The 26,490-nt window shown below is 34.3% G+C and carries 22 protein-coding genes, 8 tRNA genes, 3 rRNA genes and 1 other RNA gene; 3 read left to right on the top strand and 31 right to left on the bottom strand.

Translation table 11 applies throughout. The features are described 5' to 3' along the window. Positions 1–559: 559 nt before the first annotated feature. The 29 genes from ACWW38_RS10075 to ACWW38_RS09935 form a co-directional block, all read right to left on the bottom strand. Entirely contained in the window at positions 560–844 is a 285-nt protein-coding gene (locus ACWW38_RS10075; RefSeq protein ID WP_456257430.1) for a hypothetical protein, read from the bottom strand. A gap of 321 nt (positions 845–1,165) precedes the next feature. Continuing rightward, a complete protein-coding gene (locus ACWW38_RS10070; protein WP_456257429.1) occupies positions 1,166–1,372 on the bottom strand; it encodes a hypothetical protein in 207 nt (68 codons plus the stop codon). Positions 1,373–1,451: 79 nt separating this feature from the next. After that, positions 1,452–1,610 (bottom strand): hypothetical protein, encoded by a 159-nt coding sequence (locus tag ACWW38_RS10065; RefSeq protein WP_456257428.1) that lies wholly within the window; start codon positions 1,608–1,610, stop codon positions 1,452–1,454. A gap of 114 nt (positions 1,611–1,724) precedes the next feature. Continuing rightward, a complete protein-coding gene (locus ACWW38_RS10060; protein ID WP_456257427.1) occupies positions 1,725–2,264 on the bottom strand; it encodes an NAD(+) diphosphatase in 540 nt (179 codons plus the stop codon). Positions 2,265–2,378: 114 nt separating this feature from the next. Continuing rightward, entirely contained in the window at positions 2,379–3,071 is a 693-nt protein-coding gene (sfsA, locus tag ACWW38_RS10055; RefSeq protein WP_456257426.1) for a DNA/RNA nuclease SfsA, read from the bottom strand. 253 nt (positions 3,072–3,324) lie between these two features. Next, positions 3,325–3,399, bottom strand: a tRNA-Glu gene (locus ACWW38_RS10050). 60 nt (positions 3,400–3,459) lie between these two features. After that, a tRNA-Gln gene (locus ACWW38_RS10045) sits at positions 3,460–3,534 on the bottom strand. A gap of 7 nt (positions 3,535–3,541) precedes the next feature. Further along, a tRNA-Arg gene (locus ACWW38_RS10040) sits at positions 3,542–3,618 on the bottom strand. Between the two features lie 4 nt (positions 3,619–3,622). After that, positions 3,623–3,696 (bottom strand) — tRNA-Gly (locus ACWW38_RS10035). Positions 3,697–3,719: 23 nt separating this feature from the next. After that, a tRNA-Leu gene (locus ACWW38_RS10030) sits at positions 3,720–3,803 on the bottom strand. Positions 3,804–3,809: 6 nt separating this feature from the next. Further along, positions 3,810–3,884: transfer RNA gene (locus ACWW38_RS10025), tRNA-Glu, on the bottom strand. Between the two features lie 11 nt (positions 3,885–3,895). Beyond that, positions 3,896–4,012: ribosomal RNA gene (gene rrf, locus ACWW38_RS10020) — 5S ribosomal RNA — on the bottom strand. Between the two features lie 111 nt (positions 4,013–4,123). Next, positions 4,124–7,026, bottom strand: a 23S ribosomal RNA gene (locus tag ACWW38_RS10015). A 206-nt stretch (positions 7,027–7,232) separates the two neighbouring features. Next, positions 7,233–8,744, bottom strand: a 16S ribosomal RNA gene (locus tag ACWW38_RS10010). The 16S, 23S and 5S rRNA genes sit together here with 6 tRNA genes alongside, the layout of an rRNA operon. Before the next feature lie 636 nt (positions 8,745–9,380). Continuing rightward, positions 9,381–10,268, bottom strand: a complete 888-nt coding sequence (locus ACWW38_RS10005; RefSeq protein WP_456257425.1) for a hypothetical protein — start codon at positions 10,266–10,268, stop codon at positions 9,381–9,383. Positions 10,269–10,643: 375 nt separating this feature from the next. Further along, positions 10,644–11,597, bottom strand: coding sequence for a thiamine pyrophosphate-dependent enzyme (locus ACWW38_RS10000; protein WP_456257424.1), 954 nt, complete (start codon positions 11,595–11,597; stop codon positions 10,644–10,646). A gap of 12 nt (positions 11,598–11,609) precedes the next feature. Next, positions 11,610–12,800 carry a pyruvate ferredoxin oxidoreductase gene (porA, locus tag ACWW38_RS09995; RefSeq protein WP_456257423.1) on the bottom strand — a complete coding sequence of 397 codons (1,191 nt, stop codon included), beginning with the start codon at positions 12,798–12,800 and terminating at the stop codon, positions 11,610–11,612. Between the two features lie 15 nt (positions 12,801–12,815). After that, on the bottom strand, positions 12,816–13,115 hold the full coding sequence (locus tag ACWW38_RS09990) for a 4Fe-4S binding protein (protein ID WP_456257422.1): 300 nt from the start codon (positions 13,113–13,115) through the stop codon (positions 12,816–12,818). After that, positions 13,108–13,692: a 2-oxoacid:acceptor oxidoreductase family protein gene (locus ACWW38_RS09985; RefSeq protein WP_456257421.1), complete on the bottom strand. Its 585-nt coding sequence runs from the start codon at positions 13,690–13,692 to the stop codon at positions 13,108–13,110. The genes ACWW38_RS09990 and ACWW38_RS09985 overlap by 8 nt, the downstream gene beginning before the upstream one ends. Positions 13,693–13,963: 271 nt before the next feature. Then, positions 13,964–15,334 (bottom strand): Na+/H+ antiporter NhaC family protein, encoded by a 1,371-nt coding sequence (locus ACWW38_RS09980; RefSeq protein ID WP_456260449.1) that lies wholly within the window; start codon positions 15,332–15,334, stop codon positions 13,964–13,966. A gap of 202 nt (positions 15,335–15,536) precedes the next feature. Further along, positions 15,537–16,742 carry a methionine gamma-lyase gene (gene megL, locus ACWW38_RS09975; protein ID WP_456257420.1) on the bottom strand — a complete coding sequence of 402 codons (1,206 nt, stop codon included), beginning with the start codon at positions 16,740–16,742 and terminating at the stop codon, positions 15,537–15,539. 220 nt (positions 16,743–16,962) lie between these two features. Continuing rightward, positions 16,963–18,528, bottom strand: coding sequence for a sigma 54-interacting transcriptional regulator (locus ACWW38_RS09970; protein WP_456257419.1), 1,566 nt, complete (start codon positions 18,526–18,528; stop codon positions 16,963–16,965). 294 nt (positions 18,529–18,822) lie between these two features. Then, positions 18,823–19,077, bottom strand: a complete 255-nt coding sequence (locus ACWW38_RS09965; protein ID WP_456257418.1) for a pro-sigmaK processing inhibitor BofA family protein — start codon at positions 19,075–19,077, stop codon at positions 18,823–18,825. 147 nt (positions 19,078–19,224) lie between these two features. Next, positions 19,225–19,821: a recombination mediator RecR gene (gene recR, locus ACWW38_RS09960; RefSeq protein WP_456257417.1), complete on the bottom strand. Its 597-nt coding sequence runs from the start codon at positions 19,819–19,821 to the stop codon at positions 19,225–19,227. A 17-nt stretch (positions 19,822–19,838) separates the two neighbouring features. After that, complete coding sequence (locus ACWW38_RS09955) at positions 19,839–20,180, bottom strand: YbaB/EbfC family nucleoid-associated protein (protein ID WP_456257416.1); 342 nt, start codon at positions 20,178–20,180, stop codon at positions 19,839–19,841. A 77-nt stretch (positions 20,181–20,257) separates the two neighbouring features. Next, positions 20,258–21,886, bottom strand: coding sequence for a DNA polymerase III subunit gamma/tau (gene dnaX, locus ACWW38_RS09950; protein WP_456257415.1), 1,629 nt, complete (start codon positions 21,884–21,886; stop codon positions 20,258–20,260). A gap of 188 nt (positions 21,887–22,074) precedes the next feature. Further along, positions 22,075–22,338: signal recognition particle sRNA large type (gene ffs / locus ACWW38_RS09945), an RNA gene on the bottom strand. Positions 22,339–22,342: 4 nt separating this feature from the next. Continuing rightward, positions 22,343–22,432: transfer RNA gene (locus ACWW38_RS09940), tRNA-Ser, on the bottom strand. Positions 22,433–22,623: 191 nt separating this feature from the next. After that, positions 22,624–22,715, bottom strand: a tRNA-Ser gene (locus ACWW38_RS09935). A 182-nt stretch (positions 22,716–22,897) separates the two neighbouring features. Between ACWW38_RS09935 and ACWW38_RS09930 the strand changes: the two genes are divergently transcribed. Continuing rightward, positions 22,898–23,338: a Fur family transcriptional regulator gene (locus ACWW38_RS09930; protein WP_456257414.1), complete on the top strand. Its 441-nt coding sequence runs from the start codon at positions 22,898–22,900 to the stop codon at positions 23,336–23,338. A 67-nt stretch (positions 23,339–23,405) separates the two neighbouring features. On the opposite strand, the gene ACWW38_RS09925 is transcribed toward ACWW38_RS09930, so the two are convergent. Then, positions 23,406–24,359: a metal ABC transporter substrate-binding protein gene (locus ACWW38_RS09925; RefSeq protein WP_456257413.1), complete on the bottom strand. Its 954-nt coding sequence runs from the start codon at positions 24,357–24,359 to the stop codon at positions 23,406–23,408. A gap of 136 nt (positions 24,360–24,495) precedes the next feature. Here ACWW38_RS09925 and ACWW38_RS09920 point away from each other — a divergent pair, with 136 nt between their 5' ends. Together ACWW38_RS09920 and ACWW38_RS09915 are read left to right on the top strand one after the other, a co-directional pair. Further along, the gene (locus ACWW38_RS09920) at positions 24,496–25,167 is read left to right on the top strand and encodes a metal ABC transporter ATP-binding protein (protein WP_456257412.1); all 672 of its coding nucleotides are present in this window, start codon (positions 24,496–24,498) and stop codon (positions 25,165–25,167) included. Further along, positions 25,154–25,948: a metal ABC transporter permease gene (locus tag ACWW38_RS09915; RefSeq protein WP_456257411.1), complete on the top strand. Its 795-nt coding sequence runs from the start codon at positions 25,154–25,156 to the stop codon at positions 25,946–25,948. Before ACWW38_RS09920 ends, ACWW38_RS09915 begins: the two co-directional genes overlap by 14 nt. Positions 25,949–25,992: 44 nt before the next feature. Here the strand turns inward: ACWW38_RS09915 and ACWW38_RS09910 are convergent, their stop codons facing one another. Then, positions 25,993–26,436, bottom strand: coding sequence for a nucleoside deaminase (locus tag ACWW38_RS09910; protein ID WP_456257410.1), 444 nt, complete (start codon positions 26,434–26,436; stop codon positions 25,993–25,995). Between the last annotated feature and the right edge of the window lie 54 nt (positions 26,437–26,490).

Genomic DNA, 26,490 nt, shown 5'->3' with positions numbered 1-26,490 from the left:
ATTTAAATTTTTCACAAGCTAAAATTTAAATATAAATATATCCAATATACAAACAGAATTAAAGGAGCTGCAAACCTTCTTCGCAAGTAATACTTTTTCCATACACGTTTGCAATGTGCACATTTCTCCGTAAGCATTCTTGGTTAAGATTTGCATCGTTATTCTCTTTCATATAACCTTATTAATTATACGATTCTTTAAGCTTATATACATCAAAAAATAACGATATCCTTTAGATTCTGTTATAAGCATCAATTAGTGTATTAACGTAATTTTCAAAATTTAATATACTTTTATTATATCATCTTATGAAAATTTTCTCAATTAAATATAAAATATGTACTTTATCAATTAGCTTCAATAATATTAGTTTATATTACATATAAATTTATAATTTTTGATTTTTCTTAATAAATATTTATATAATAAAATTATTTTTTTAACTTATAAGTCTTATATTGTAAAAAATTTTAGCTTATTTTATTCTGGTGTATTGACTTTAAAGAGTGAAGACTTGTTCATATAAATCTCCACTCCTGTAAGTAATTATACTAATTTTTTACTTACTATCATCTATTCTAGCTAAAACTTTATCATATAAATTCACTACGCACTTATTATCTTTGAAGTTCCTACAACTATTACAACTAACTGTACATTCTCCATTCATCATACTACTACTTACAACTGGCTCATATCCCGGACAGTTTGTTGCTATAGTCATATTTGTTTGATTGCTTGGCTGTGGACATTGGTTTACACTACTATTTATCTTAGGATTATCTATACTAGTACCATTCATAGTAGTTTCAACGCGGTTTAAATCTGAGTTTTCTTTTTTCATTACAACTATCCCTCCTTAATATGCTTAGTTCCTTTTTATTGTTTCCATGATTTCATCAAATAATCCCTTAGTACATTTTCCCTTTATATAGTTTTGACAGTTATTACAACTTTCCGAGAGGCTTGCTACACTAAGTAGGCTTATAATATACTTTGGAGCATAATCTAGACAATTTTGAGCTGCTATCATTTTACTGCTATTTGAAATCATATTATAACACCGACCTTATATCATTTTATAATATAGTTTCTCTATAAATTTTAATAAAATACGCTATAAATAGAAACACGTAAAACTTTTTGTAGTCTTACGTGTTTTTTACTAGATATTATATATTTTTTTAAACTTATCATTTAGGTATTCTATAAAATATTTAGCCTGAAGCTCTTCACCAGTAACTCTTCTTATGATCTCTACTGGTTTATATACAGCTCCATGCTTATGAATATTTTCTTTAAGCCATTTAAATACTTTTGATAAATCCCCAATTTCTAAATCTTTATATAAACTTGGAATATCTTCTTTCATTTAAGTACTTTTTAAATTCACTTAATTTTTTTTCAAAATCCTCATTCATTTTCATTGCCTCCTTTTATTCTTCTCCAAACTAATAAATAATAGATTCTGTTTCCCTGCAATACTTTATGGTAAGGCATTCTCCTAGATTTCTAGGACATTTTTTACACATACAGTCGTCTGCTTTTCCATCACATTCATTATTTTTAAATTCAGTACACTTACTACAATTATTTTTAATATCCATCATAAATATTCCTCCATAAATTCTACTATAAATTTTATTTTAATTATAAGTTCCTATAGAATAAAAAATCACCCATGCCTATAATACTTTCATTTGACAAAGGTGAAATTTATAATATTATTGATCTGAAGTCTTTAATTCGCATCTATATGCTTTATCTCCAGAATATCCTATTTCTTTTAATACTTTTCTTACTACTCTCTTACCAACTTCATCTTCTCTCATTTCACAAAGAGCATCTTCTATATTACTCCAGTCTACCCATTCTACTTCATCCGATTTAGTAATTTCACCATCAACATACTCTGCCATAAAGGTAAGCATCAATAATTCTGCTGAAGGAACAATATCACTTCCAAGATATTTTAAATTATTTATAGTTAGTCCTGTCTCTTCCTTAACTTCTCTAACAACAGTATCTTCTACATTTTCACCAGTTGTTACATATCCTGATACTAAAACTTTTGAGTCCTTAAATATATAACTTTGCTTCATTAAAAGAATTTGATGATCTCTAACTACAGCAACTACAACACATGGTTTAGGTAAATCAAAATACATTACATCATCTACTGGACAATACGGAACTTCACCCTCATCCCAACTATTTCTCATAACTAATTCTCTACCACATAAAGGACAAAAATTATATTTCATCTTTTCTTCCCCCTAAAAATAACTGTATAATACAATTATAGTCTAAATATTCTTATTAGTATATAGATTATTTCCCATATCCAATACTACAAAATACTTATACGAAAGCATTTTTTACAAAATAACTTTTACATTCTTATATAGTTCTATATAGTTCTCTCCTACTTTACAATTATAAGCAAAAATATCTACTTCATTTTCTTTAGCTAATCTTAAAGCATCAGCAAACTTTTTATCCATTTTTTCATGAGGAGAAAATGATTTTGCACCACTAAGTTGTATTAGAAATAAGACTCCAGCTCCTCTACCTGATTTTTTTACATTTATTAATTCTAATAGATGTTTTCTTCCTCTATCAGTTGGAGCATCTGGAAACATACAATGCCCATTATCTTCTAGTGTCACCCCTTTAACTTCAAGATAGTATTCATTTCCATTTCCATTTGAAATCTTAAAATCAAACCTACTGTCACCAAAAGATTTCTCTCTTTCTATAATACTGTAGCCTTTAAGTTTAGATACTTTTTTAGCTTTTAAAGCTTCTTCTACAACTGCATTAGGTACTTGTGAATCTATATTTATTAAAATATTATTTTTATATCCTGCTATTAAATCATATTTCGTTTTTCTATTTGGATTTTTTGCTTCTATCAATACTACATTAGTTCCTGGAATTAATATTTCCCTACATCTTCCCGTATTAGGGACGTGAACCACTTCTTCTTTACCATTTATTTTAACATATGCTACAAATCGATTCGGTCTTTTAATAAATTCTGCTGTAATAAAATTATTATTATATACCATTTTATCCCCCAATAAATTAGAAATATCAACATTTCAACAATAGTTATCCACATTATCCACAAAGATGTACACATTTTTCTGATAATCTGTGACTTATACCTATAATACCTCAATAATATATTGCTCACAACATTAAATATTATTAATTCACATTGTTGATAACAATAAAAAATAATAAAAAAGCTTCTTAAATAAGTGTATAATCTTTTAAAAATAAAAAAACAACGCTAATATTATTATAGCGTTGTTTCTATGGCAGCTCCTAGGGGAATTGAACCCCTGACCCCGCCTTGAGAGGGCGATGTCTTAACCACTTGACCAAGGAGCCATATAAAACTTATAAAAAAATTATTTAAAAGAGCTCTCTTTAAAAGAACTCTTTATACTATGGCTGGGATAGCAGGATTCGAACCTACGCATGTAGCAGTCAAAGTGCTATGCCTTACCGCTTGGCGACATCCCAATAATTATGGTGCGTCTTAAGAGATTCGAACTCCTGGCCCACGCCTTAGAAGGGCGTTGCTCTATCCAGCTGAGCTAAAGACGCACAATGGAGCGGGTAAGGGGAATCGAACCCCTGTGTTCAGCTTGGAAGGCTGACGTTCTACCATTGAACCATACCCGCATAATAATAACAATATTTAAATTTGGTGCAGGTGAAGGGAGTCGAACCCCCACGCCAAAGGCGCTAGATCCTAAGTCTAGTGCGTCTGCCAATTCCGCCACACCTGCACAAAATGGTGACTCCTAGGGGAATCGAACCCCTGTTACCACCGTGAAAGGGTGGTGTCTTGACCGCTTGACCAAGGAGCCATATTATTTTAACCTGGCTACGACCTACTCTTCCACACCGTCTCCAGTGCAGTACCATCGGCGCTTTGAAGCTTAACCTTCGTGTTCGGAATGGGTACGGGTGTTACCTTCAAGCCATAATAACCAGATGCATGATTTGTCAAAATCTTCGATTTTGGTAACAAATCAGTACTCATCAGCTACGCTGAGGAGTTTCCTTAGAGAGATTGTTCTCTCAAAATTGCACAGTGAATTAATATTTGATCAAGCCCTCGATCTATTAGTATCAGTCAGCTTAATGCATTGCTGCACTTACACCTCTGACCTATCAACCTGGTAGTCTTCCAGGGATCTTACTAGCTTACGCTATGGGAAATCTAATCTTGAGGTGGGCTTCACGCTTAGATGCTTTCAGCGTTTATCCCTTCCCGACATAGCTACCCAGCTGTGCTCCTGGCGGAACAACTGGTGCACCAGAGGTCAGTCCATCCCGGTCCTCTCGTACTAAGGACAGCTCCTCTCAAATTTCCTACGCCCACGGCGGATAGGGACCGAACTGTCTCACGACGTTCTGAACCCAGCTCGCGTGCCGCTTTAATGGGCGAACAGCCCAACCCTTGGGACCGACTACAGCCCCAGGATGCGACGAGCCGACATCGAGGTGCCAAACCTCCCCGTCGATGTGGACTCTTGGGGGAGATCAGCCTGTTATCCCCGAGGTAGCTTTTATCCGTTGAGCGATGGCCCTTCCATACAGAACCACCGGATCACTAAGCCCGACTTTCGTCCCTGCTCCACCTGTATGTGTCGCAGTCAGGCTCCCTTCTGCCTTTACACTCTACGCGCGATTTCCGACCGCGCTGAGGGAACCTTTGGGCGCCTCCGTTACCTTTTAGGAGGCGACCGCCCCAGTCAAACTGCCCACCTAGCAATGTCCTGTGACCAGATTCATGGCCGCCAGTTAGAATTCCAGTACTATCAGGGTGGTATCCCAAGGACGACTCCACGAAAGCTGACGCTCTCGCTTCTAAGTCTCCCACCTATCCTGTACAGACAATACCGAAATTCAATGCTAAGCTACAGTAAAGCTCTACGGGGTCTTTCCGTCCAACCGCGGGTAGCAAGCATCTTCACTTGCACTTCAATTTCACCGGATTTGCTGCCGAGACAGTGCCCAAATCATTACGCCATTCGTGCGGGTCGGAACTTACCCGACAAGGAATTTCGCTACCTTAGGACCGTTATAGTTACGGCCGCCGTTTACTGGGGCTTAAGTTCACACCTTCGCTTGCGCTAAGCATTCCCCTTAACCTTCCAGCACCGGGCAGGCGTCAGCCCCTATACATCAGCTTACGCTTTAGCAGAGACCTGTGTTTTTGATAAACAGTTGCTTGGGCCTGTTCACTGCGGCCTGCTCTCGCAGGCACCCCTTCTCGCGAACTTACGGGGTTAATTTGCCGAGTTCCTTAGCAGCAATTCTTCCGACGGCCTTAGGATTCTCTCCTCATCTACCTGTGTCGGTTTGCGGTACGGGCACCAATTTGCTCCATAGAGACTTTTCTTGGCAGCGTGGAATCAGATACTTCGCCAAAATAGGCTCCCCATCACACCTCAGGCTCAGTTGAGCGGATTTGCCTACTCAACACCCTAAGTGCTTAGACGCACATCCAATAGTGCGCACATCCTATCCTCCTGCGTCATCCCATTTGTCAAACGCATTTTGGTGGTACTGGAATATCAACCAGTTGTCCATCGCCTACGCCTTTCGGCCTCGGCTTAGGTCCCGACTAACCCTGGGAGGACGAGCCTTCCCCAGGAAACCTTAGATATTCGGCCAACAGGATTCTCACCTGTTTTTCGCTACTTATGCCAGCATTCTCACTTCTGCACTGTCCACCACTCCTTACGGTATGGCTTCAACCTGTACAGAAAGCTCCTCTACCACGTGTCGTTAGACACATCCATAGCTTCGGTGGTAAGTTTGAGCCCCGTTACATCTTCGGCGCAGGATCTCTCGACTAGTGAGCTATTACGCACTCTTTCAATGAGTGGCTGCTTCTAAGCCAACATCCTAGTTGTCTTAGAAATCCCACATCCTTTACCACTTAACTTACACTTTGGGACCTTAGCTGATGGTCTGGGCTGTTTCCCTTTTGACCACGGATCTTATCATTCGTAGTCTGACTGCCGGGGTACGAGTATATGGCATTCGGAGTTTGATAGGGTTCAGTAACTGTTGTCAGCCCCTAGCCCATTCAGTGCTCTACCTCCACTACTTATTACCCGACGCTAGCCCTAAAGCTATTTCGAGGAGAACCAGCTATCTCCGAGTTCGATTGGAATTTCTCCGCTATCCACAGCTCATCCCATGGTTTTTCAACACCAACGTGGTTCGGACCTCCACGAAATTTTACTTTCGCTTCATCCTGGCCATGGATAGGTCACCCGGTTTCGGGTCTACGATATGCAACTAGTTGCCCTATTCAGACTCGGTTTCCCTTCGGCTCCGCACCATAAGTGCTTAACCTTGCTACATATCGTAACTCGCTGGCCCGTTCTACAAAAAGTACGCCGTCACACATTAACGTGCTCCGACCGATTGTAGGCACACGGTTTCAGATTCTATTTCACTCCCCTCCCGGGGTTCTTTTCACCTTTCCCTCACGGTACTTCTCCACTATCGGTCACTAGGTAGTATTTAGCCTTGGGAGATGGTCCTCCCTGCTTCCCACAAGGTTTCACGTGTCTCGTGGTACTCTGGATTAGATCTTGCCTCATTTCCTTTTTACCTACAGGGCTATTACCCTCTACGGCTGAACTTTCCAGTTCTATTCGGCTAAAGAAACTTTGGCGTTATGATCTATCCTCAACCCCAGAAACAAAGTTTCTGGTTTGGGCTCTTCCCCTTTCGCTCGCCGCTACTGAGGGAATCGATTTTTCTTTCTCTTCCTCTGGGTACTTAGATGTTTCAGTTCCCCAGGTGTTCCTCTATGCACCTATGAATTCAGTACATAGTATCTAGCGTTAGCTAGATGGGTTTCCCCATTCGGAAATCTGCGGATCACAGGCTATTTGCGCCTACCCGCAGCTTATCGCAGCTTATCACGTCCTTCATCGGCTCCTAGTGCCAGGGCATTCACCGTGCGCCCTTTGTAGCTTGATCTTTTTAGTATATTTAATATACTTAATTCAGCTTATTACTAAGTTTTACTTAGTTCTAGGTTTAATCTTTATATTCACTGTGCAATTTTCAAAGAACAAATCGCTAAACACGTTAGTGTTCAACGTCCTTAGAGAAACTTATAGTCTCTCAAAATTAAACAGAATTAAGAACCAGTCTATGAAAGCAGTGCTTTCATTTCTCCCTAGAAAGGAGGTGATCCAGCCGCAGGTTCTCCTACGGCTACCTTGTTACGACTTCACCCCAATCACCAATCCCACCTTCGACCGCTGGCTCCTTACGGTTACCTCACGGGCTTCGGGTGTTACCGGCTCTCATGGTGTGACGGGCGGTGTGTACAAGACCCGGGAACGTATTCACCGCGACATGCTGATTCGCGATTACTAGCAACTCCAACTTCATGTAGGCGAGTTTCAGCCTACAATCCGAACTGGGACCGGTTTTATAAGTTTAGCTCCCCCTCGCGGGATTGCATCTCATTGTACCGGCCATTGTAGCACGTGTGTAGCCCTAGACATAAGGGGCATGATGATTTGACGTCATCCCCACCTTCCTCCTGGTTAACCCAGGCAGTCTCGCTAGAGTGCTCAACTTAATGGTAGCAACTAACAATAGGGGTTGCGCTCGTTGCGGGACTTAACCCAACATCTCACGACACGAGCTGACGACAACCATGCACCACCTGTCTTCCTGTCCCCGAAGGGACTTCCTCAGTTACGAGTAATTCAGGAGATGTCAAGTCTAGGTAAGGTTCTTCGCGTTGCTTCGAATTAAACCACATGCTCCGCTGCTTGTGCGGGTCCCCGTCAATTCCTTTGAGTTTTAATCTTGCGACCGTACTCCCCAGGCGGAATACTTATTGCGTTTGCTGCGGCACCGAGGGTGGTACCCCCCGACACCTAGTATTCATCGTTTACGGCGTGGACTACCAGGGTATCTAATCCTGTTTGCTCCCCACGCTTTCGTATCTCAGCGTCAGTTATAGTCCAGAAAGTCGCCTTCGCCACTGGTGTTCTTCCTAATCTCTACGCATTTCACCGCTACACTAGGAATTCCACTTTCCTCTCCTACACTCTAGACACCCAGTATCAAATGCAGCTCCCAGGTTAAGCCCGGGGATTTCACATCTGACTTAAATGTCCGCCTACATACTCTTTACGCCCAGTAAATCCGGACAACGCTTGCCACCTACGTATTACCGCGGCTGCTGGCACGTAGTTAGCCGTGGCTTCCTCCTTGGGTACCGTCATTATCGTCCCCAAAGACAGAGTTTTACAATCCGAAGACCTTCATCACTCACGCGGCGTTGCTGCGTCAGGGTTTCCCCCATTGCGCAATATTCCCCACTGCTGCCTCCCGTAGGAGTCTGGACCGTATCTCAGTTCCAATGTGGCCGATCACCCTCTCAGGTCGGCTACGCATCGTCGCCTTGGTGAGCCGTTACCTCACCAACTAGCTAATGCGCCGCGGGCCCATCTCAAAGCGGATTACTCCTTTGATTATCTCTTCATGCAAAGAGATAATGTTATGCGGTATTAATCTCCCTTTCGGGAGGCTATCCCCCACTTTGAGGCAGGTTGCCCACGTGTTACTCACCCGTCCGCCGCTAATCCATTCCCGAAGGAACTTCATCGCTCGACTTGCATGTGTTAGGCACGCCGCCAGCGTTCGTCCTGAGCCAGGATCAAACTCTCAATTTAAAAGTTTAATCTTACTCAAATTTATTGACTGGCATTTCTTTTTACCTTAATTCTGTTTAATTTTCAAAGACCATTTTTTATCGCCATCTCTCGACGGCTTATTTATTGTATCATTTCTCACTTAACTTGTCAACACTTTTTTATATTTTATAAATATATTTTTATTTAGTTGACTTGTTTAATATTTCATTCTCACTAGCTTCTTTCGCAAGAACAATGAATATGTTATCATATTTTTTTTCTACATAATAACCTAAATTTTTTGTTATCATAAATTATATGTTTGTTTTTTATATTATCTCTCTAATACTACTTAATGCTTATATTGATACACCAGGTAAAGTATCTTACTAAGAAACTATTTATCCATAATATTTATCCGATGACTACCATCCGTAGCACTCCCAGTTCTAAAGTGGAAGATAACGGCTGGTACGTCCCTAGATAAGGACTTCTAAGCTTCAGTTGAAGAGAAAAACTCCATCTGGAGCTAAGAATCCTCTTTATGTTATTGGAGTATTATGGATAGTAATTATAAAATAGATATAATAAAAGGCTATATTTTAGAAAATCTAAAAATAGCCTTAACATAATTAATACGTCTTAGGAAGTTATGGAGTTTCAGATTAATGTATCTTATCTTGTACTTGCATGCTCTTCTTTAAATTTTTCTCCAATATAATCTTCTATTACAACCTCATATTTTACATTTGAAGTTTCCTTAAAATCCTTCTTTATTTTTATACTGTAATTCAACTTTTCTATATTTGTATCTTGATCTTCTACAGAATCTTCGCTATTGCTACGTTCTTTTACTTCCATGATACTCTTGTTTTCCACCACTTTACCATTGCTGTATACTTGTATAGATTTATTTAAATTATTATCAACATACACATTAACTTTGACATCTTTTATTTTTAGTTTGTCTTGTGCCTTATAATTGTTGTTAATATTTATATCTAATTTCAAACTATCCTTTGAACTTTCATTGCTAAATACATGTGTGAATACTCTATTTTCTAATTCTTCTTTAAAATATGCATATAATAAATCTTCACTTCTTAGCTTACTTTGACCTTCTGCTAGTATTTTAAACTTATAGTTCTCCTTATATGGCAATTCTAGTTTCTTTGAAAACTTCAAACCATATGAAACATTTATAGGCACCTTAATCCATTCAATATCTTCTGGAGAATCTTTTTTTATCTTTCCATATAAAAGGTACACTTTTGCATTGTTTTCTAATTCTTTTAAATTTCCATATATCATTATTTGAACATTTTTATAATCTTTATCTATCTCTAATATCTTATAATCTTTGCTACTAACCCAATCTTGCTTAGACGCAACTTTATTTAAGTCACTGGATAAATTGCTAACGCTTCTCTCTAAATAATTTAACTTTTCATAATTTCTCCCTACATCTTCAGTAACGTTATTAAATCTAAGTATAATTATTCCGTTTAAGACTAAAGAAATTAATAAAAGAAAGGCTAATAACTTATTCCACCATTTATTCATTTAGTATCTCCTTTCCCCTTCACCTCATCCCAATTAAATTATATATTAGATTCTTAATTTAAACTATAGTTACTTAGCTATGTTTAAGAAATTTTAATAATCTTATACTATATCAATATATAATATAAACAGATTTCTAAGCTTCAGAGTGAGTTTTTACTCCCACTGAAGCTTAGAAATCGTTATCCAGGGACGTAGCCGCTCTTTACTCCCACTTTGAATAAAGTTGGGAGTAAAGAGCGGGTAGTAATCGGATAAATAATTTAAGGCTTAGTTTAAATGGAGTTTTGAAGTTTATAATCATAATACTCTTACTAATCATATATAGTATGTAAAAAAACCACTGATATACATCAGTGGTTTTTATTTTCAAAACTAAGCTTCTTCTTTACAAAGGAATAATAATTCATTCCATCTCTTATCAACTTCAGCTTGGATTTCAGCAATTTTTGCTTTACCAGCTTCTGATTTAAATAAGTGTTTGAATCTTCCTTGTGGTTTTAACCATTCTTCTATTGGTAATTTTGTCTTTGGTTTGTAGCTTAACTTATATTCTCCGTTTACTACTTCATATAATGGCCACCAACAAGTTTCAACTGCTAATTTAACTAAATCAAGTTCAGTTGCAGTATCACATCTCCATCCTCTTGGACATGGAGTTAATACGTTCATGAATTTTGCACCTTCAAATTCATTTATAGCTCTGTTAGATTTATTGTATAAATCCATAGCATACTTAGTTCCAGGTATTACAGGAACAGTTTGAGCTACATATGGTAAGTGATGTCCTACCATTATTTTAGTTAAGTCTTTTCTGTATTGTTCTTTTCCTAAAGATTCTTTTCCTTGAGGAGTTGTAGTTGTATCAGCTCCAGCAGGGCTGGCAGATGATCTTTGGATACCAGTGTTCATGTATGCTCCGTTGTCATAACAAACATAAAGCATGTCATGTCCTCTTTCCATTGCTCCTGATAATGATTGGAATCCGATATCGTAAGTACCACCGTCTCCACCAAATGTTATAAATTTATAGTTATCTTTAACTTTTCCTCTTGCTTTTAATGCTTTGTATGCAGCTTCTACACCACTTCCTGTAGCAGAAGCACATTCGAAAGCTGTATGAATGTATGAATCTTTCCATGCACTGTATGGATAAACTCCAAGTGAAACTTCAAGACATCCTGTAGCATTTGAAATTACTGCTTGGTCCTCTTCTTTTATAGCTTTTAAAATCCATTTAACTACCATTGGAGCACCACAACCAGCACACATTCTATGTCCGCCAGTTATTCTATCTTGGACATTAGTTAATTCCTTTAATGTTGCCATTTAGAGCACCTCCTATTCTCTTACTTCTAAGTAATTATATCTTGAGTATTTGCCTGTTTCAACTGCATTTTGTAATGCATCGTATACTTTTTCTATACTGCTAACTTTAACGTCTCTTCCGCCTAATCCATAGATAAAGCTCATTATTACTTTGTTGTCTACTCTTCCATATAGAGAACTTACAACGTCAGTAAATAATGGGCCACCATTTCCTGACATGCCTTCTGCTTTATCCATTATAGCTACAGCTTTAACATTCTTAAGAGCTTCAGCAATTTCTTCACCTGGGAATGGTCTGAATAATCTTATCTTAAGAAGTCCTGCTTTAACGCCTCTATCTCTTAAATCATCAACAGCTCTCTTAGCTGTTCCAGCTGATGATCCTATGATAATTATAGCGTATTCAGCATCATCTAATCTATATTCTTCAAATAAGCCGTATTTTCTTCCTGTTAATTCTTCATATTCTTTAGCTACTTCTAAGAATACTTTTTTAGAGTTCATTAAACCTTCTAATTGTTGTCTCTTCATTTCGATATATACATTTTGAAGAGCTAATGCACCTATTAATTTATTTTCTTTTCCAAGAAGACCGTCTCCAGTTCTCATGTTTTCTCCAACGAAACTTTGAACGTCTTCATTATTTAACATATATAAGTTTTCTACAGCGTGAGATGTGATAAATCCATCATAACAAACTAGAGCAGGAGTCATAACATCTTTATGTTCAGTTACTCTTACAGTTTGAATGAAGTTGTCATATGCTTCTTGAACATTTTCAGCATAAATTTGGATAAATCCTGTATCTCTTTCACCCATTGTATCTGAGTGATCATTGTGTATGTTTATTGGAGCAGATAATGCTCTGTTTACTGCAGCGATTACTAATGGAAGTCTATCTCCTGCAGCTATATATAACATTTCGTGCATAAGAGCTAATCCGTTTGCAGAAGTTGCAGTGAAAACTCTTGCTCCTGCTGCTGATGCTCCTATACAAGCACTTATAGCACTGTGTTCTGATTCTACTGGTACAAATTCACTTGTACATTTTCCATTTGCTTTAAATGATGAAAAATATTGTGGAACTTCTGTTGATGGTGTTATAGGGAATGCAGCCATTACATCTGGGTTGATTTGCATCATTGCTGTTGCAACTGCTTCATTACCACTTAAACTTTTTCTTAATTGTTCAGCCTTTGCCATTATTCTTCCTCCTTCCTATTCTTCTAGTACAAAGTCTAATGCGCCAAATTTACATTGCGCTGTACAAACTCCGCAACCTTTACAGAAATCGTAATCTATTCCTACCATTTTTCCGTCTTTAACTTGTATTGACATATCAGGACATACAGCCCAACACATCATACAATGTTTACATTTATCTTCATGCCAAACTGGCTTCATTGATCTCCAGTCACCAGTTTTGAATTCTTCAGCATTACCTGCATCTAGAACTTCTCCACCTATTGGATATTCATGCCACTTTGTTTCTGGAGTTATATTCATTCTTTTACTCAATTCCCTTCACCTCCTGAAGTGATCTCTTAAGAGCTTCCATGTTCTTTGGAATAACATCAGGTTTGTTAGCAAATTTATGACTAAATGAATTTTCCATGTCTTTTACAAATTGTTCTTCTGCTAATACTCCGCTTACTTTAACTACTGCTGCAAGCATTGGTGTATTAGGGAAGTTAGCACCTAACACTTCTTCTGAAATACCTTTTGCGTCTATTGTATAAACTTTTCCTTCATATCCTTTTAATTCAGGTCTAATTTCCTCTGGTGTCTTTTTAGTATTGATTATTATAGCTCCCTCTTTCTTTAGTCCTGCAGTACAAGGTACTGATTTTAATAAAGTTTCGTCAACTACAACAACAAACTCTGGTTCATAAATATTACTATGAACTCTTAATGGAAAATTAGCTATTCTGTTATACGCAGTAATTGGAGCACCCATTCTTTCTGGACCGTATTCAGGGAAACCTTGAATATCCATTCCAGTATTAAAAGCAACTTCTGCTAAAAGCAATGAAGCTGTTTTGGCACCTTGTCCACCGCGGCCATGCCAACGAATTTCAACTAATCTCTTATCCATTAGTTTTTTCCTCCCTTCACCCTTTTAAAATATTCTTTCTTAAGCACTGTTTTAGTGCTGCTATACAACAGCCTGCAAAAACCCTTACTGTTATAGTACAATTTTAAACAATGACTGTAATAGCTCAATTTTGTATTAATTTTTAACGTTTTCAAGGTATAACAACCTCTTAAAAATATTGTAACAGATATAATGCAGATATGTCAAGTTAAACATAACTTGACATATCCATAATTTTTATATTTATTTTTTCATTTACATTTATTCTAAATTATACTGCTTCTGATTCAGTTTCTGCTTCCCAGTTCCAAGGGTTCTTTTTAATTATTCCATCAGCAAATGGTATGAATATTGATACTACTGCTGATATGATAAGAAGGTGTATATACCAAACTAGAGGAAGTACTTGGAAAGGAGTAACTGCTCCTTTAGCAAAGCTTAATAATATTAACATTTGAGCTCCATAAGGTATAAGTCCTTGCATTATACAAGAGAAAGTATCTAGTAAAGATGCACTTCTACGAGGGTCAACTTTATATTTTTGACACATTCTTTTTGCAATTGGTCCATTTATTATGATAGCAACTGTGTTATTAGCAACTGCTGCATCTGTTAAAGCAACAAGTGCTGCTATACCAGCTTCTGCTGATTTTCTGCCTTTTATCATTTTTTGAATTTTATCTAATAAGAATTGAATTCCACCTGCTTCTGTTACCATGGCAGCAAGTCCACCAGTAAGCATTGATAGTAAGAATATATCTATCATATCTTTAAATCCAGTGAATACTCCTTGTGAGAATGTTAATATAGTTAAGTTACCATATGCTAGTCCTATTATACCTGAAAGTATAACTCCACCTGTTAATACAGCGAAAACATTTACTCCAGCTAATGATAATACTAATACAAATATATATGGTAAAACTTTTATTATATTGTAATCATAAGTTTGCATTGCAGGTATAACTTCTGGTTTTCCAAGAATGAATAATAATACTAATGTTATGATTGCTGCTGGTGCTGCTATAAATATATTTACTCTAAATTTATCTCTCATTTCACAACCTTGTGTTCTTGTGGCAGCGATTGTTGTATCTGATATTACTGATAGGTTATCACCAAACATAGATCCACCTAATACAGCTGCTAATGTTAATGGAAGTGAAAGTCCTGCTTTTTGTGCTAATCCTACTGCTATTGGAGCTACAGCTACTATAGAACCAACTGAAGTTCCTGTAGAAAGTGATATAAAACATGAAATTAAGAATAATCCCGCTACTATATATTGAGCTGGTATATATGTCAAGCCAAGGTTTACTGTTGAATCAACTCCACCCATAGATTTAGAAACTGCTGCAAAAGCTCCAGCTAATAAATAGATAGTACACATTATAATTATATCTGGGTTTCCACAACCTTTTACGAAGGTATCAAATTTTTCATTTATGCTTCCTTTTAAAAGAAGAAACGCAACTACGATACCACAGAATGCTGCAACTGGTGCTGGGAATTGATAGAACGCCATTTCTACTCCTCTTGATTGAAGAATTACTCCACTACCAAGATAAATTGCAACGAAAACTACAAAAGGAATTAGTGCTAGACCACTTGATAAAGGTTTTTTCGTTTTATTTTCCACAATTACTCCTCCTAATAAATACTTTTTTTCTTTTTTTTTACTTATTTGTTTATTTTTATGAAAAGGTTTTCAGTTCTAAATTTTAAAAAAACAGATAATGCCTAAATCTTTCAGATAAATATCATTTATTCTATAACTATAAAAGAATACAAATTCTTTTATAGTTATAGAATTTAATAATTAAATTACAAATTAAACTTTTATACTACTTTACGATTAAATCTAAAGCTTGTTTTAAATCTGCAATTATATCTTCAGCTGTTTCAAGACCAACTGATAATCTAACTAAACCTTCACCAATTCCTGCTGCTGCTCTTTCTTCTGGAGTGTATGGTGAGTGAGTCATAGAAGCTGGGTGTTGAATTAATGTTTCTGTATCTCCTAAACTTACTGCTAAGCTAGCTAATTTAACACTATTCATAACTACTCTTCCTTCTTCTACTCCACCTTTAAGTTCGAAAGCAATCATAGCTCCTGGTAAGCTCATTTGTTTCTTAGCTAATTCATAGTATTCAAAGCTCTTTAATCCTGGGTAGTAAACTTTTTCTACTGCTGGATGAGTTTCTAAGAATTCAGCAACTTTCATAGCGTTTGCACAGTGTTTTTCCATTCTTACTTCTAATGTCTTCATACCTCTGATGATTAAGAAAGCATTGAATGGGCTCATAACTGCTCCAGTCATGTCTTTTACTCCAAATAATCTTACTTGGCTCATGAATTCTGCTGAACCAACAGCAAATCCTGCGATAACGTCTCCGTGTCCATTTAAGTACTTAGTTGCTGAGTGAACAACAACATCAGCTCCAAGTGCTAATGGTCTTTGAATATATGGAGTGTTGAATGTGTTATCAACAAATACCATACATCCTTCAACTTCGTGACCTATTTTAGCTACTGCTTCGATATCAGTAACTTTTAAAGTTGGGTTAGCAGGTGTTTCTAAGTAAACAACTTTAGTGTTAGGTCTCATAGCTTTTTTAACTTCTTCTAAGTTTGTAGTATCTACAAATGTAACATCTATTCCAAATCTAGTTAATCCGTGATTTAATAATGCAAATGTACATCCATAAAGTGTATCAGATGCAACTACGTGATCTCCTGCTTTTAAAGCAGACCATAGTGCTGAACTTATAGCTCCCATTCCTGAAGCTGTTGCAACAGCTGCTTCTCCGCCTTCTAACATAGCAACTTTATCTTCTAATTCTGTGCATGTTGGGTTTCCAAGTCTTCCATATATATAACCTGCTTCTTGTCCAGCAAATCTTCTTCCGCCTTGTTCTGCTGAATCAAATATAAATGTTGAAGTTTGGTATATTGGTGTAGCAAGTGATCCAAATTGAGCGTCTTTTACATGGCCTCCGTGTACAGTTTTAGTTCCAAATCCCATGCCTGTCATGTGTTCTTTGTTCATTTTAACTCCCCCTAGTACAATTTATTATTTACGATCTTTACGTTAATATATTAAGCAATTATGATGCCAACTTTTATAATTGTCGAAAACTTTTTCAAACCCCTCATTATATGGTAGTTTTTAAAGGTTAAAAATAAACAAAGAAATTAAACCGGTTAATGTGTAAACATTTACACCCACTTTTCATGAAATTGTGTAAAAATTTCTTTCCAACTGTAAATTATTCGTTCCATTTTATATTATATTTGTTCATTTTATTTATTATAGTCGTATGGGACACCCCTAAAGCTTTTGCTGTTTTTCGACAAGTTTTATTTTTCTTTAAAGCTTTTATTATGGCTTCTTTCTCAGAGATTTCGACTATATCTTTCAATTTCAGATGGCTTTCTTCTTCTACATTTTTCACTTTTCTTATATTTTCTTGTCTTATATCTATAATTAGGTTGTCAGGTCCTAACAAATCCCTATTACACAAATTCATAGCTCTTTCTATAACATTTTGGAGTTCTCTAATATTTCCCGGCCAATTATACTGCATAAGCTGATCGATAAATTCTAATTGTACTCCGAGAATTTTTTTATCTAATTTTCTATTCAATTTATCTATAAAAAATGTAACTAAACTTGGTACATCCTCTACTCTTTCTCTTAGTGGTGGAAGATATATAGGTATAACATTTAATCTATAATATAAATCCTGCCTAAACTTTCCCTTTTCAACCATTTCTTCTAAGTTTCTGTTGGTTGCGGCAATTATTCTAACATCTACCTTTTCTTCTTTTGTACTTCCTATTTTTCTTATAACTCCTTCTTGAAGTACTCTCAAAAGTTTAGCTTGCAGCATTAAAGACAATTCTCCAACTTCATCCAAGAACAGTGTACCTTCATCTGCTTCTTTAAAAAGTCCTTCTTTTGTACTAACAGCACTTGTGAAACTTCCTTTTTCATATCCGAATAGTTCGCTTTCAATTAGGTTGTCTGGTAATGCTGCACAGTTTATAGCAACAAAATTTTTATTTGCTCTATCACTTAAACTTTGAATAGCTCTTGCAAAAAGTTCTTTTCCTGTTCCACTTTCACCTCTTAATATAACAGTAGAATTTCCTTTAGCAACTGCTCTTACTATATTCTTTACTCTTTCAATAGGTGTACTATTACCTATAATTCCTTTAAAAGCCCCTTCATCTGTAGATGAAACTATATTTGCTATTTCCATAGCTTTTTTCATGTCTCTAATTGATGAAACCATACCTATAATATTATTATTATCATCCTTTACAGCTCTTCCACTTGTAAAATAGTGGCTTTCACCTCTATCTGTTTTTATTTTAACTTCTACATTGTCATACTCTTGGCCACTAATTAAAGCCTTTACCATTGGAGGATCTTTGATTATTTTTCTTATATCCTCACCAAGAATATCTTCCTGAGTATAATGAAATATATTCTCGCAGTAATTATTAAATATTTCTACTTTTAAGTTTTTGTTTATATACACAATACCATCATCTACCGAGTTAATTACAGCTAAAAGTTTTCTTTGATTTTTCTCATATTCAAGAAGTCCAACTTCTCTTATATCATCTACACCACCAATACTTTTCAATTCAGACTTTAATAACTCTTTTTTATTTTCATGTATTTTATTTATTTTTGCATAAACTCTATGAGGAAATACTTCTAAAGATACAAGGTCTATATTTAATTTATAAATTTTTTCTAACATCTCTAAAGTAATTCCCATTCTATCTTCTGCAATTATCTCAAGTCTAATAAATTGTTGCATATTATACACCTCCTCCTAAAGATATATCCTTAATTACGGTGATATTTTATAACTTTATTTATTGAAATTAGAGATAAAATGGTCATACCACCCCAAAAAATAAAGATAGCATACGTTTACTTTTCCGCATTTCATATGAATTGTAAGATGAATACGGCAAGTCATAAGTATGCCAAATAAGTCTACTAAATAATATTTTACCTATTACAAAGAATTTTTACAACTATTTAAATTATGTAAACAATGGGATTAATAATTTACTATCTATATATTATCCATATGATTTATACTATTTTACAAAAACAACTTAAAAATAATTAAAAATATAACACCAGGAATTCCAAAGAAGCCGGCTATTAGTGCAGTCCATGGGTTTATACCTATACTTAATCCAAAATATCCTCCTATAAAATTTACTATTAATAACAATATTGCTCCTAAAACAGCATTAACGACTAATTTGAATAAGATTTTTAGCGGCCATGCTAATAATTTTACCATTATGAATAGTAATATAATTCCCCCTATAAAATATGCTATATAATCCATGTTACCCCTCCATATAAATCTTTTTTATATTATATTCTTTTAATTTAACTACTATTAATATGTAAAGCCTATATAATATAATAAAAATTAAAACTCTAGTTTTATGTTTTTAGATATAGTCATAAAACTAGAGTCTATTAAATCTTTTTAAAGTTCCACTCTTCCCTCTAGAGCTTTAGAAAGTGTCACCTCATCTGCGTATTCTAAATCTCCTCCTACAGGAACACCATGTGCAATTCTAGTAACTTTTACCCCAAGAGGCTTTAATATCTTTGATATATACATAGCTGTAGCTTCACCTTCCACATTAGGATTAGTGGCTACTATAATTTCTTTTACATTTCCATTTATTCTTCTAATAAGTTCTTTTAATTTTATGTCATCTGGTCCCTTTCCCGCCATTGGAGATATTACACCATGCAATACATGATAGGTACCATTATACTCTCTAACTTTTTCTAAAGACATAATGTCTTTTGGATCTTCAACTACACATATAGTAGTTTCATCTCTATTAGGATTAGAACAAATAGCGCAAGGATCTTTATCTGTATAATTTCCACACACTGAACAATATTTTATAGTACCTTTAGCTTTGATTAAAGCATTGGCAAAATCATTCACTTCTTCTCTTGGTAGATTTAATACATGTAGAGTAAGTCTTTGAGCTGTTTTATAACCTATTCCCGGTAATTTTGCAAACTCTTCTATGAGTTTCTCTATAGCTATAGGATAAGAATCCAAATCCTTCACCTCATTAATTAAAACATTCCAGGCATATTAAGTCCACCTGTAAGTTTTTTCATTTGGTTTGCTGTTGTTTCTTCTACCATTTGTAATGCTTGATTGCAAGCAGTTAATATTAAGTCTTGTAACATTTCAACGTCATCTGGATCTACAACATCAGGTTCTATATTTATATCTAGAATTTGTCTCTTACCGTTTACTTTAACCTTTACAGCGCCACCTCCAGCAGTTGCTGTAAATTCTTTATTTTCAAGATCCACTTGAGCCTTTTCCATTTCTTGTTGCATTTTTTGCGCTTGTTTCATTAAATTGTTTATATTCATTCCACCCATTCCTGGGAATCCGCCTTTTGCCATGATATTACCTCCCAATTGTATTCTTTATTTCATTTATTTTTGTTGTCCTAGTCTTTAATATTTTACCATTTAGTATTCTATTCATCAATTATTTCTACTAATTCTTCACCAAATGTTTCTTTTAAAATTTGCTCTGGACTTTTTTGATAATCTTCTTTTTTGTCCACAGTATATTTTATTCTAACTTTTTCTTTTAGTGCCTCTGAAAAGATCTCTTCTATTGTCTTCCTATTATCCTCTTTTTTCAATCTGCTTATATTAAAAGCATATTCAGGTTCATACTTCACTTCAACAACGCCATTATTGCAAGATTCTATTCTCCCTGTAGTAAGGGAGGCATATAGTACCATAAGTCTTCTAGCCTTTAAAACTTCAAGTATATCCTTCCAAGACTTTCTAACATCTTCTAAAGTTAATTTAGAATTCAAATTTTCTTCTATAACAGGACTACTTTCTGATTTATATTCTGACTTCATTCTATTATCAGTGACAAGTCTACTATTTTTAGGTTTTTCTTTAATCTCATCAGCTTCTCTTACATTTATATGTATATTACCTTCTTTTATAATATTCTCTAATTTATTTATTCTAGCAAGCAATACTTCTTTAGATGTATCATACTCTATTTTACACATTTTTATTACTGCAAGCTCTAAATATATTCTACTCTGTTTACTCCACTTAGCCTGCTCTTCACTCTCTTGAAGTATCCTTATACATCTCATTATTTCTTCTATTCTTATTTTACTTGCCTGTTCCTTTATAATATCTATGTTCTCTTCTGACATATCTAAAATTTCTTCTGGATTCTGACTGATTTTTATCATTAGAAGATTTCTCATATGATGTATCATGTCTTTTATAAATAAATTAATATCCTTGCCGCCATATACCATATCATCAATAACTTTCATTGATTTTTCAGCATTCTTATCAATAATACTATCTGTAAGCTTTACTAAATTTTCGTTTGTTATGAGCCCAAGCATATTGATTACTTTTTCATAATCAACCTTACCGTTTCCCATGGATATAGCCTGATCCAATATGCTTAATGCATCTCTCATAGCACCATCTGACATTCTAGCGATAAGGCTTAAACTTTTATTATCCGCAAAGCTTCCTTGTTCTTTTGTAATTTTCACAAGCCTTTCCAATATGTCATCACTTTTTATTCTTTTAAAATCAAATCTTTGACATCTTGATAAAATAGTTATAGGTAATTTTTGAGGATCAGTAGTAGCAAGTATAAATATTACGTTTTCTGGAGGTTCTTCTAATGTTTTTAAAAATGCGTTTACAGCACCTTGAGTTAACATATGAGCCTCATCCATTATATAAACTTTATATTTGCTTTCTCTTGGAGGATATTTTACTTCATCTATAAGATCTCTTATATCATCTACCTTATTATGAGATGCAGCATCCATCTCTGATACATCAATAGCCAGCCCTGAGTTTATTTTTTTACACATTTCACATTCATTACATGGTTCTCCATCTTGAGGATTAAGGCAATTTACTGCTTTTGCAAATATTTTTGCTGTAGAGGTTTTTCCTGTTCCTCTTGTACCACATAAAAGGTATGCATGAGCTATTCTATTGCTTTTTATTTGATTTTTTAAAGTTAAAGTAACATGAGATTGACCTACAACTTCATCAAAAGTCTTAGGTCTCCATTCTCTATATAAAGCGGTATATGCCAATTAGAACACCTCTTATCTTTATTCCTTTTTAGTAACAACTTAAGCTGTTATAACTATCATTATACCATAATATAACCTATTTTATTTTCTTGCTAAGAAATGAATTTATATTTTCAAGGTTTATTATATCCGTAAATTTTATTATTAAAAAAAGACGCTAAAAGCGTCTTTAAATTTACATTTTAAAGTCGTGCACCTTGTGTCGACAGTGAAATATGAGCGTTACTTATATAGTTAACTCAAATCAGGTTTACCCACGGCACACGAAAGATCTTACTTACCGCTGCTTCCTTCCAGATCTGACGGGGTTCATAAGTTTTCGTTGCGTAGGGCCCAATTATCAACGCCACTTGTATAAGCCAGACCTCACATTTCAAAGCCTCGACAAGGAATTCAACCCTGCTATAGCGGATTGCAGGTGCAGGACACCGCTAACTTCCCGTCTAGCACGACTAATGGCGGAGAAAGAGGGATTCGAACCCTCGGTAGAGTTTCCCCTACACACGCGTTCCAGGCGTGCTCCTTAAACCACTCGGACATCTCTCCATAAATTTTGCTTATTCTTTAGATTAGTTAAGCAAAGACTATTATACTATCTATTTATGTTTATTTCAAGAGTAATACATACATTTATTTCTAGTACTTATTAGATTATAATATACTATATGCTATTAGTTGAATATTAAGCTTTATCTAGTTAAAATAAGTTTGATTTCTAAATCCTACATTTTATATTTTGGCGGAGAGAGGGGGATTCGAACCCCCGGTACAGATTTCTCAGTACAATGGTTTTCGAGACCACCACCTTAAACCACTCGGACATCTCTCCATACAACACTATACAACATATATACTAAATCAATTTTTATTAATTAACAAGTAGGAATTTTCTATACTATCTAGTAATAAAAAAACTTATAATATTAATCTTAACAACTGAAAAAATAATGTCATTGAACATAAAACTCCATTATTATAAAATAAGATTAAATTATATTAGGAGTGTTATAAATGATCAACATAGATAAATTTGAAGAATCACTTAAAGATAAAGGATATAAACTTACAAAACAAAGGAAATCCATAATTGAAGTTCTTATGGAAAGTAGAGGACAATTTCTTTCTGTAGAGGATATATATTTAAAATGCAAAGAAAAATATCCAAAAACTAATCTCTCTACTGTATATCGTAATCTAGAAATACTTGAATTCATAAATCTTGTTCATAGAACAAGTATCAATGGTTCTTCTTCAAGCTATGAAATAATATGCAACGATTGTCACCATCATCACGTTATTTGCAAAAATTGTGGCAAAACAGAAACCATAGACTTTTGCCCTCTTCAAGATATTGAATCTAAAATTAATGAAGATGGTTTTGTAGTAACTGACCATAAATTGGAATTATACGGCTACTGTAAAAGCTGTACAAAAAAATTAAAAAATAAGTAATTAGTTTATATATTTATTTCATATAAATTAAAAGTAGGGATATGTCTCCCTACTTTTATTAATGCTTTTATTTTAAACTGTTATATATTTTTTCTAAGTTTTCTTTCATGCTTTGTATATAATCCTTATTATCCTCTTCATTTTCAACTGTATATATTTTTTCTACTTTTGCTCCTATTTCCTTTGCTAGGGTTTCTGATACTTTCGGACTAACATTTTCTTCTACGAATATAGTTTTTACATTATTTTTCTTACAATATTCTACTAACTCTTTTAATTTCTTTGCACTTGGCTCTCCTTCTGCAAATACATCTTCTATACTATTTTGTTTAAGGTTAAAATCTCTGCAAATATAAGCAAAAGCTGCATGACCTGTTACAAAATGCTTATTACCTACTTTATCTAGTTTTTCCTTATACTCACCATATAGACTATCTAGTTTAGCAGAAAATTCTTTGTAATTTTGTTCATAATATGTCTTATTTGAAGGATCTGCTTTGATTAAGGCTTCTTTTATATTATTTGATTGAATTTTTGCCTCTTTTAAACTAAGCCAAGTATGAGGATCATATTCTCCATGACTATGTTCTTCATTTTGTTTATTACTCTCTTCTTCATGACTATTTTTAATAACATTACATCCTTTTGAAGCTTCTACAACTATTAGGTTTTTATTATCAATATTTTTTAAGGTTTTTTCAGCCCATGGTTCCATTCCAAGACCATTGTATACAAATATATCTCCATTATTTATGTTTTGTAAATCTTTAGCCTTTGGTTCAAAATCATGTGGCTCTATTCCATTTGAAATTATAGTACTGACATTAACTTTATCTTTACCAATAGCTTCTGTAAACTCTCTTAGAGGATTAAAGCTAACAATAATATTTATTTTTTTTGCATTAGAGCTATTTACGTTACTTGTTTTATTTTCTACATTACTAGTCTGCTTATTGCCACATCCCGATAAAATACCCACTATTATAAAAATTGTAATAATGGCAATAATTCTCTTATACATCATATCACTCCTTTTACTCATTGCAAATCATTTGCATTTAGGTATATAATAATCTTAAACTTATTTATTGTCAACACGTTGTTGTAATAATATGTTTTTTATGTAAAAAATTACTTAAGGTTTTGGAGGTTAATTCATGATTGAAGTAAATAATTTATATTTTTCTTATAATAAACTTCCTCCTTTTATTCTTAATAATATAAATTTAATTATAAAAAAAGGAGATTACGTATCTATATTAGGTGAAAACGGCAGCGGCAAAAGTACTCTTGTAAAGCTCATATTAAAAATAATAAAGCCATGTAAAGGGAAAATAAATATTAATACTAGTAAAATAGGCTATGTTCCTCAAAGATTTGATAGTTTTAATTCACAATTCCCTATAACTGTATTTGAAGTGCTAAATTCTCATAGAAAAGCTATTGGTATTAAGGATGTAGATTGGGTACAAAAAAGTTTAGAAATAGTTAACATGGAAGCTTATAAAAATAATCTTATTGGTAACCTATCTGGTGGCCAGCAACAGAAAATATTTATAGCAAGAGCTATAATGGGAAATCCAAAACTTTTACTATTAGATGAACCCTCTACTGGAATTGATGCCCAAAGCCAGAAAGAAATATACACTATAATAAGAGATTTAAATAGAAAATTAGGAGTTACTGTTATCACTATCGAGCACAACTTAGAAGCAGCTATAGCAAATTCTAATTATATATTTGAGCTTAATAATGGTAATGGCTTACTACGTTCTATAAATGAATACAAAAAACGACTTTTGGAGGTTAATGCCAATGCTACAGTATAGCTTTATGCAAAATGCACTTATGATATCCCTGCTTATTTCTATACTTTGTCCTTTTATTGGTGTATTTTTAGTTCTTAAAAGACATTCTATGATGGGTGATACTCTTGCTCATAGTTCTTTTGCCGGTGTAGCAATTGGGATTATGTTTAATTTTAATCCAATAATAAGTTCATTTATATTTACATCCATTTGTGGAGTTTTAATAGAATTTTTAAGATCTTACTATAAAAAATATGCAGAACTAATCTTAGTAATAGTCCTAACACTTAGTGTAGGTATAGCCATAACAATTATAAGTACTGGAAATATAGGAGCAAACATTAATACTTATCTATTCGGAAGCATTTTGACTGTATCTAAACAAGAACTTTTAACTGTATTAGTACTTAGTATAATTTCTGTTATAATGCTTATAATCCTATATAATCAATTGGTTTATATAACATTTGATGAAGAAGGCGCAAGAATTGCTGGAATAAAAGTAAAATTAATAAACTATATATTCGCTCTTATTGTAGGTGCAACCATATCAGTTTCTATAAGAATAATAGGTATTCTTGTGTTATCTTCTATGCTAGCAGTTCCAGTTGCTACAGCATTACAGCTTAATAAAAGCTTTAAACTTACATTAATTTATTCTATTTTATTTGGTTTTATTGATGTTATTGGCGGCCTCATTGCATCTTACTATATAAATAGCGCCCCTGGTGGCACAATTGCACTAACCTCTGTAGTTGTATTGGTATTAGTTATAATACTAAAAAAATTAAAAGCTCTTTAAACTAAAAAAGTGATTGCTTCTTAAATTATATACAATCACTTTTTTTATCTTCTCTTTTCTCTAAAAAATTCTTTTAGCATATCACTGCATTCTTCATTGTACATCCATATAACATCAATCATACTGTTTAATCCTTGATTTTGAGCTATATTAGCTACAGAACCACAGCATCCTGATACAGGGTCAAATGTACCTATATATAATCTCCTTATTCTAGATTGTACAATAGCTCCAGCACACATAGGGCATGGTTCCAAAGTAACGTACATTTCACAGCCATTTAATCTCCAATCATTTAAGACTTCTGATGCCTTTTTAATAGCTAGCATTTCAGCATGCGCTGTAGGATCTTTAAGAATTTCTCTAAGGTTATGAGCTGCAGATATTATTTTATTATCTTTAACTATAACTGCCCCAACTGGAACTTCATTAAGCTTATATGCTAATTCTGCTTCTTCTATTGCTCTTCTCATAAAAAACTTATTCATGTATATCTCCTATACTATAGTTTATAATATTAACCTATAGTATATTATAAACTA

The organism is Clostridium sp. JNZ J1-5, from assembly GCF_053901425.1.
Note: the sequence above shows the minus strand (reverse complement) of the source record. Positions and strands in the feature narration are given on the sequence as shown.

Excerpts from the sequence above, each read along its gene's own strand:
- ACWW38_RS10075 (WP_456257430.1), bottom strand. The coding sequence starts at position 844 with ATGAAAAAAGAAAACTCAGATTTAAACCGCGTTGAAACTACTATGAAT.
- ACWW38_RS10070 (WP_456257429.1), bottom strand. The coding sequence starts at position 1,372 with ATGAAAGAAGATATTCCAAGTTTATATAAAGATTTAGAAATTGGGGAT.
- ACWW38_RS10065 (WP_456257428.1), bottom strand. The coding sequence starts at position 1,610 with ATGATGGATATTAAAAATAATTGTAGTAAGTGTACTGAATTTAAAAAT.
- ACWW38_RS10060 (WP_456257427.1), bottom strand. The coding sequence starts at position 2,264 with ATGAAATATAATTTTTGTCCTTTATGTGGTAGAGAATTAGTTATGAGA.
- sfsA (WP_456257426.1), bottom strand. The coding sequence starts at position 3,071 with ATGGTATATAATAATAATTTTATTACAGCAGAATTTATTAAAAGACCG.
- ACWW38_RS10005 (WP_456257425.1), bottom strand. The coding sequence starts at position 10,268 with ATGAATAAATGGTGGAATAAGTTATTAGCCTTTCTTTTATTAATTTCT.
- ACWW38_RS10000 (WP_456257424.1), bottom strand. The coding sequence starts at position 11,597 with ATGGCAACATTAAAGGAATTAACTAATGTCCAAGATAGAATAACTGGC.
- porA (WP_456257423.1), bottom strand. The coding sequence starts at position 12,800 with ATGGCAAAGGCTGAACAATTAAGAAAAAGTTTAAGTGGTAATGAAGCA.
- ACWW38_RS09985 (WP_456257421.1), bottom strand. The coding sequence starts at position 13,692 with ATGGATAAGAGATTAGTTGAAATTCGTTGGCATGGCCGCGGTGGACAA.
- megL (WP_456257420.1), bottom strand. The coding sequence starts at position 16,742 with ATGAACAAAGAACACATGACAGGCATGGGATTTGGAACTAAAACTGTA.
- ACWW38_RS09970 (WP_456257419.1), bottom strand. The coding sequence starts at position 18,528 with ATGCAACAATTTATTAGACTTGAGATAATTGCAGAAGATAGAATGGGA.
- ACWW38_RS09965 (WP_456257418.1), bottom strand. The coding sequence starts at position 19,077 with ATGGATTATATAGCATATTTTATAGGGGGAATTATATTACTATTCATA.
- ACWW38_RS09955 (WP_456257416.1), bottom strand. The coding sequence starts at position 20,180 with ATGGCAAAAGGCGGATTCCCAGGAATGGGTGGAATGAATATAAACAAT.
- ACWW38_RS09930 (WP_456257414.1), top strand. The coding sequence starts at position 22,898 with ATGATCAACATAGATAAATTTGAAGAATCACTTAAAGATAAAGGATAT.
- ACWW38_RS09925 (WP_456257413.1), bottom strand. The coding sequence starts at position 24,359 with ATGTATAAGAGAATTATTGCCATTATTACAATTTTTATAATAGTGGGT.
- ACWW38_RS09920 (WP_456257412.1), top strand. The coding sequence starts at position 24,496 with ATGATTGAAGTAAATAATTTATATTTTTCTTATAATAAACTTCCTCCT.
- ACWW38_RS09915 (WP_456257411.1), top strand. The coding sequence starts at position 25,154 with ATGCTACAGTATAGCTTTATGCAAAATGCACTTATGATATCCCTGCTT.
- ACWW38_RS09910 (WP_456257410.1), bottom strand. The coding sequence starts at position 26,436 with ATGAATAAGTTTTTTATGAGAAGAGCAATAGAAGAAGCAGAATTAGCA.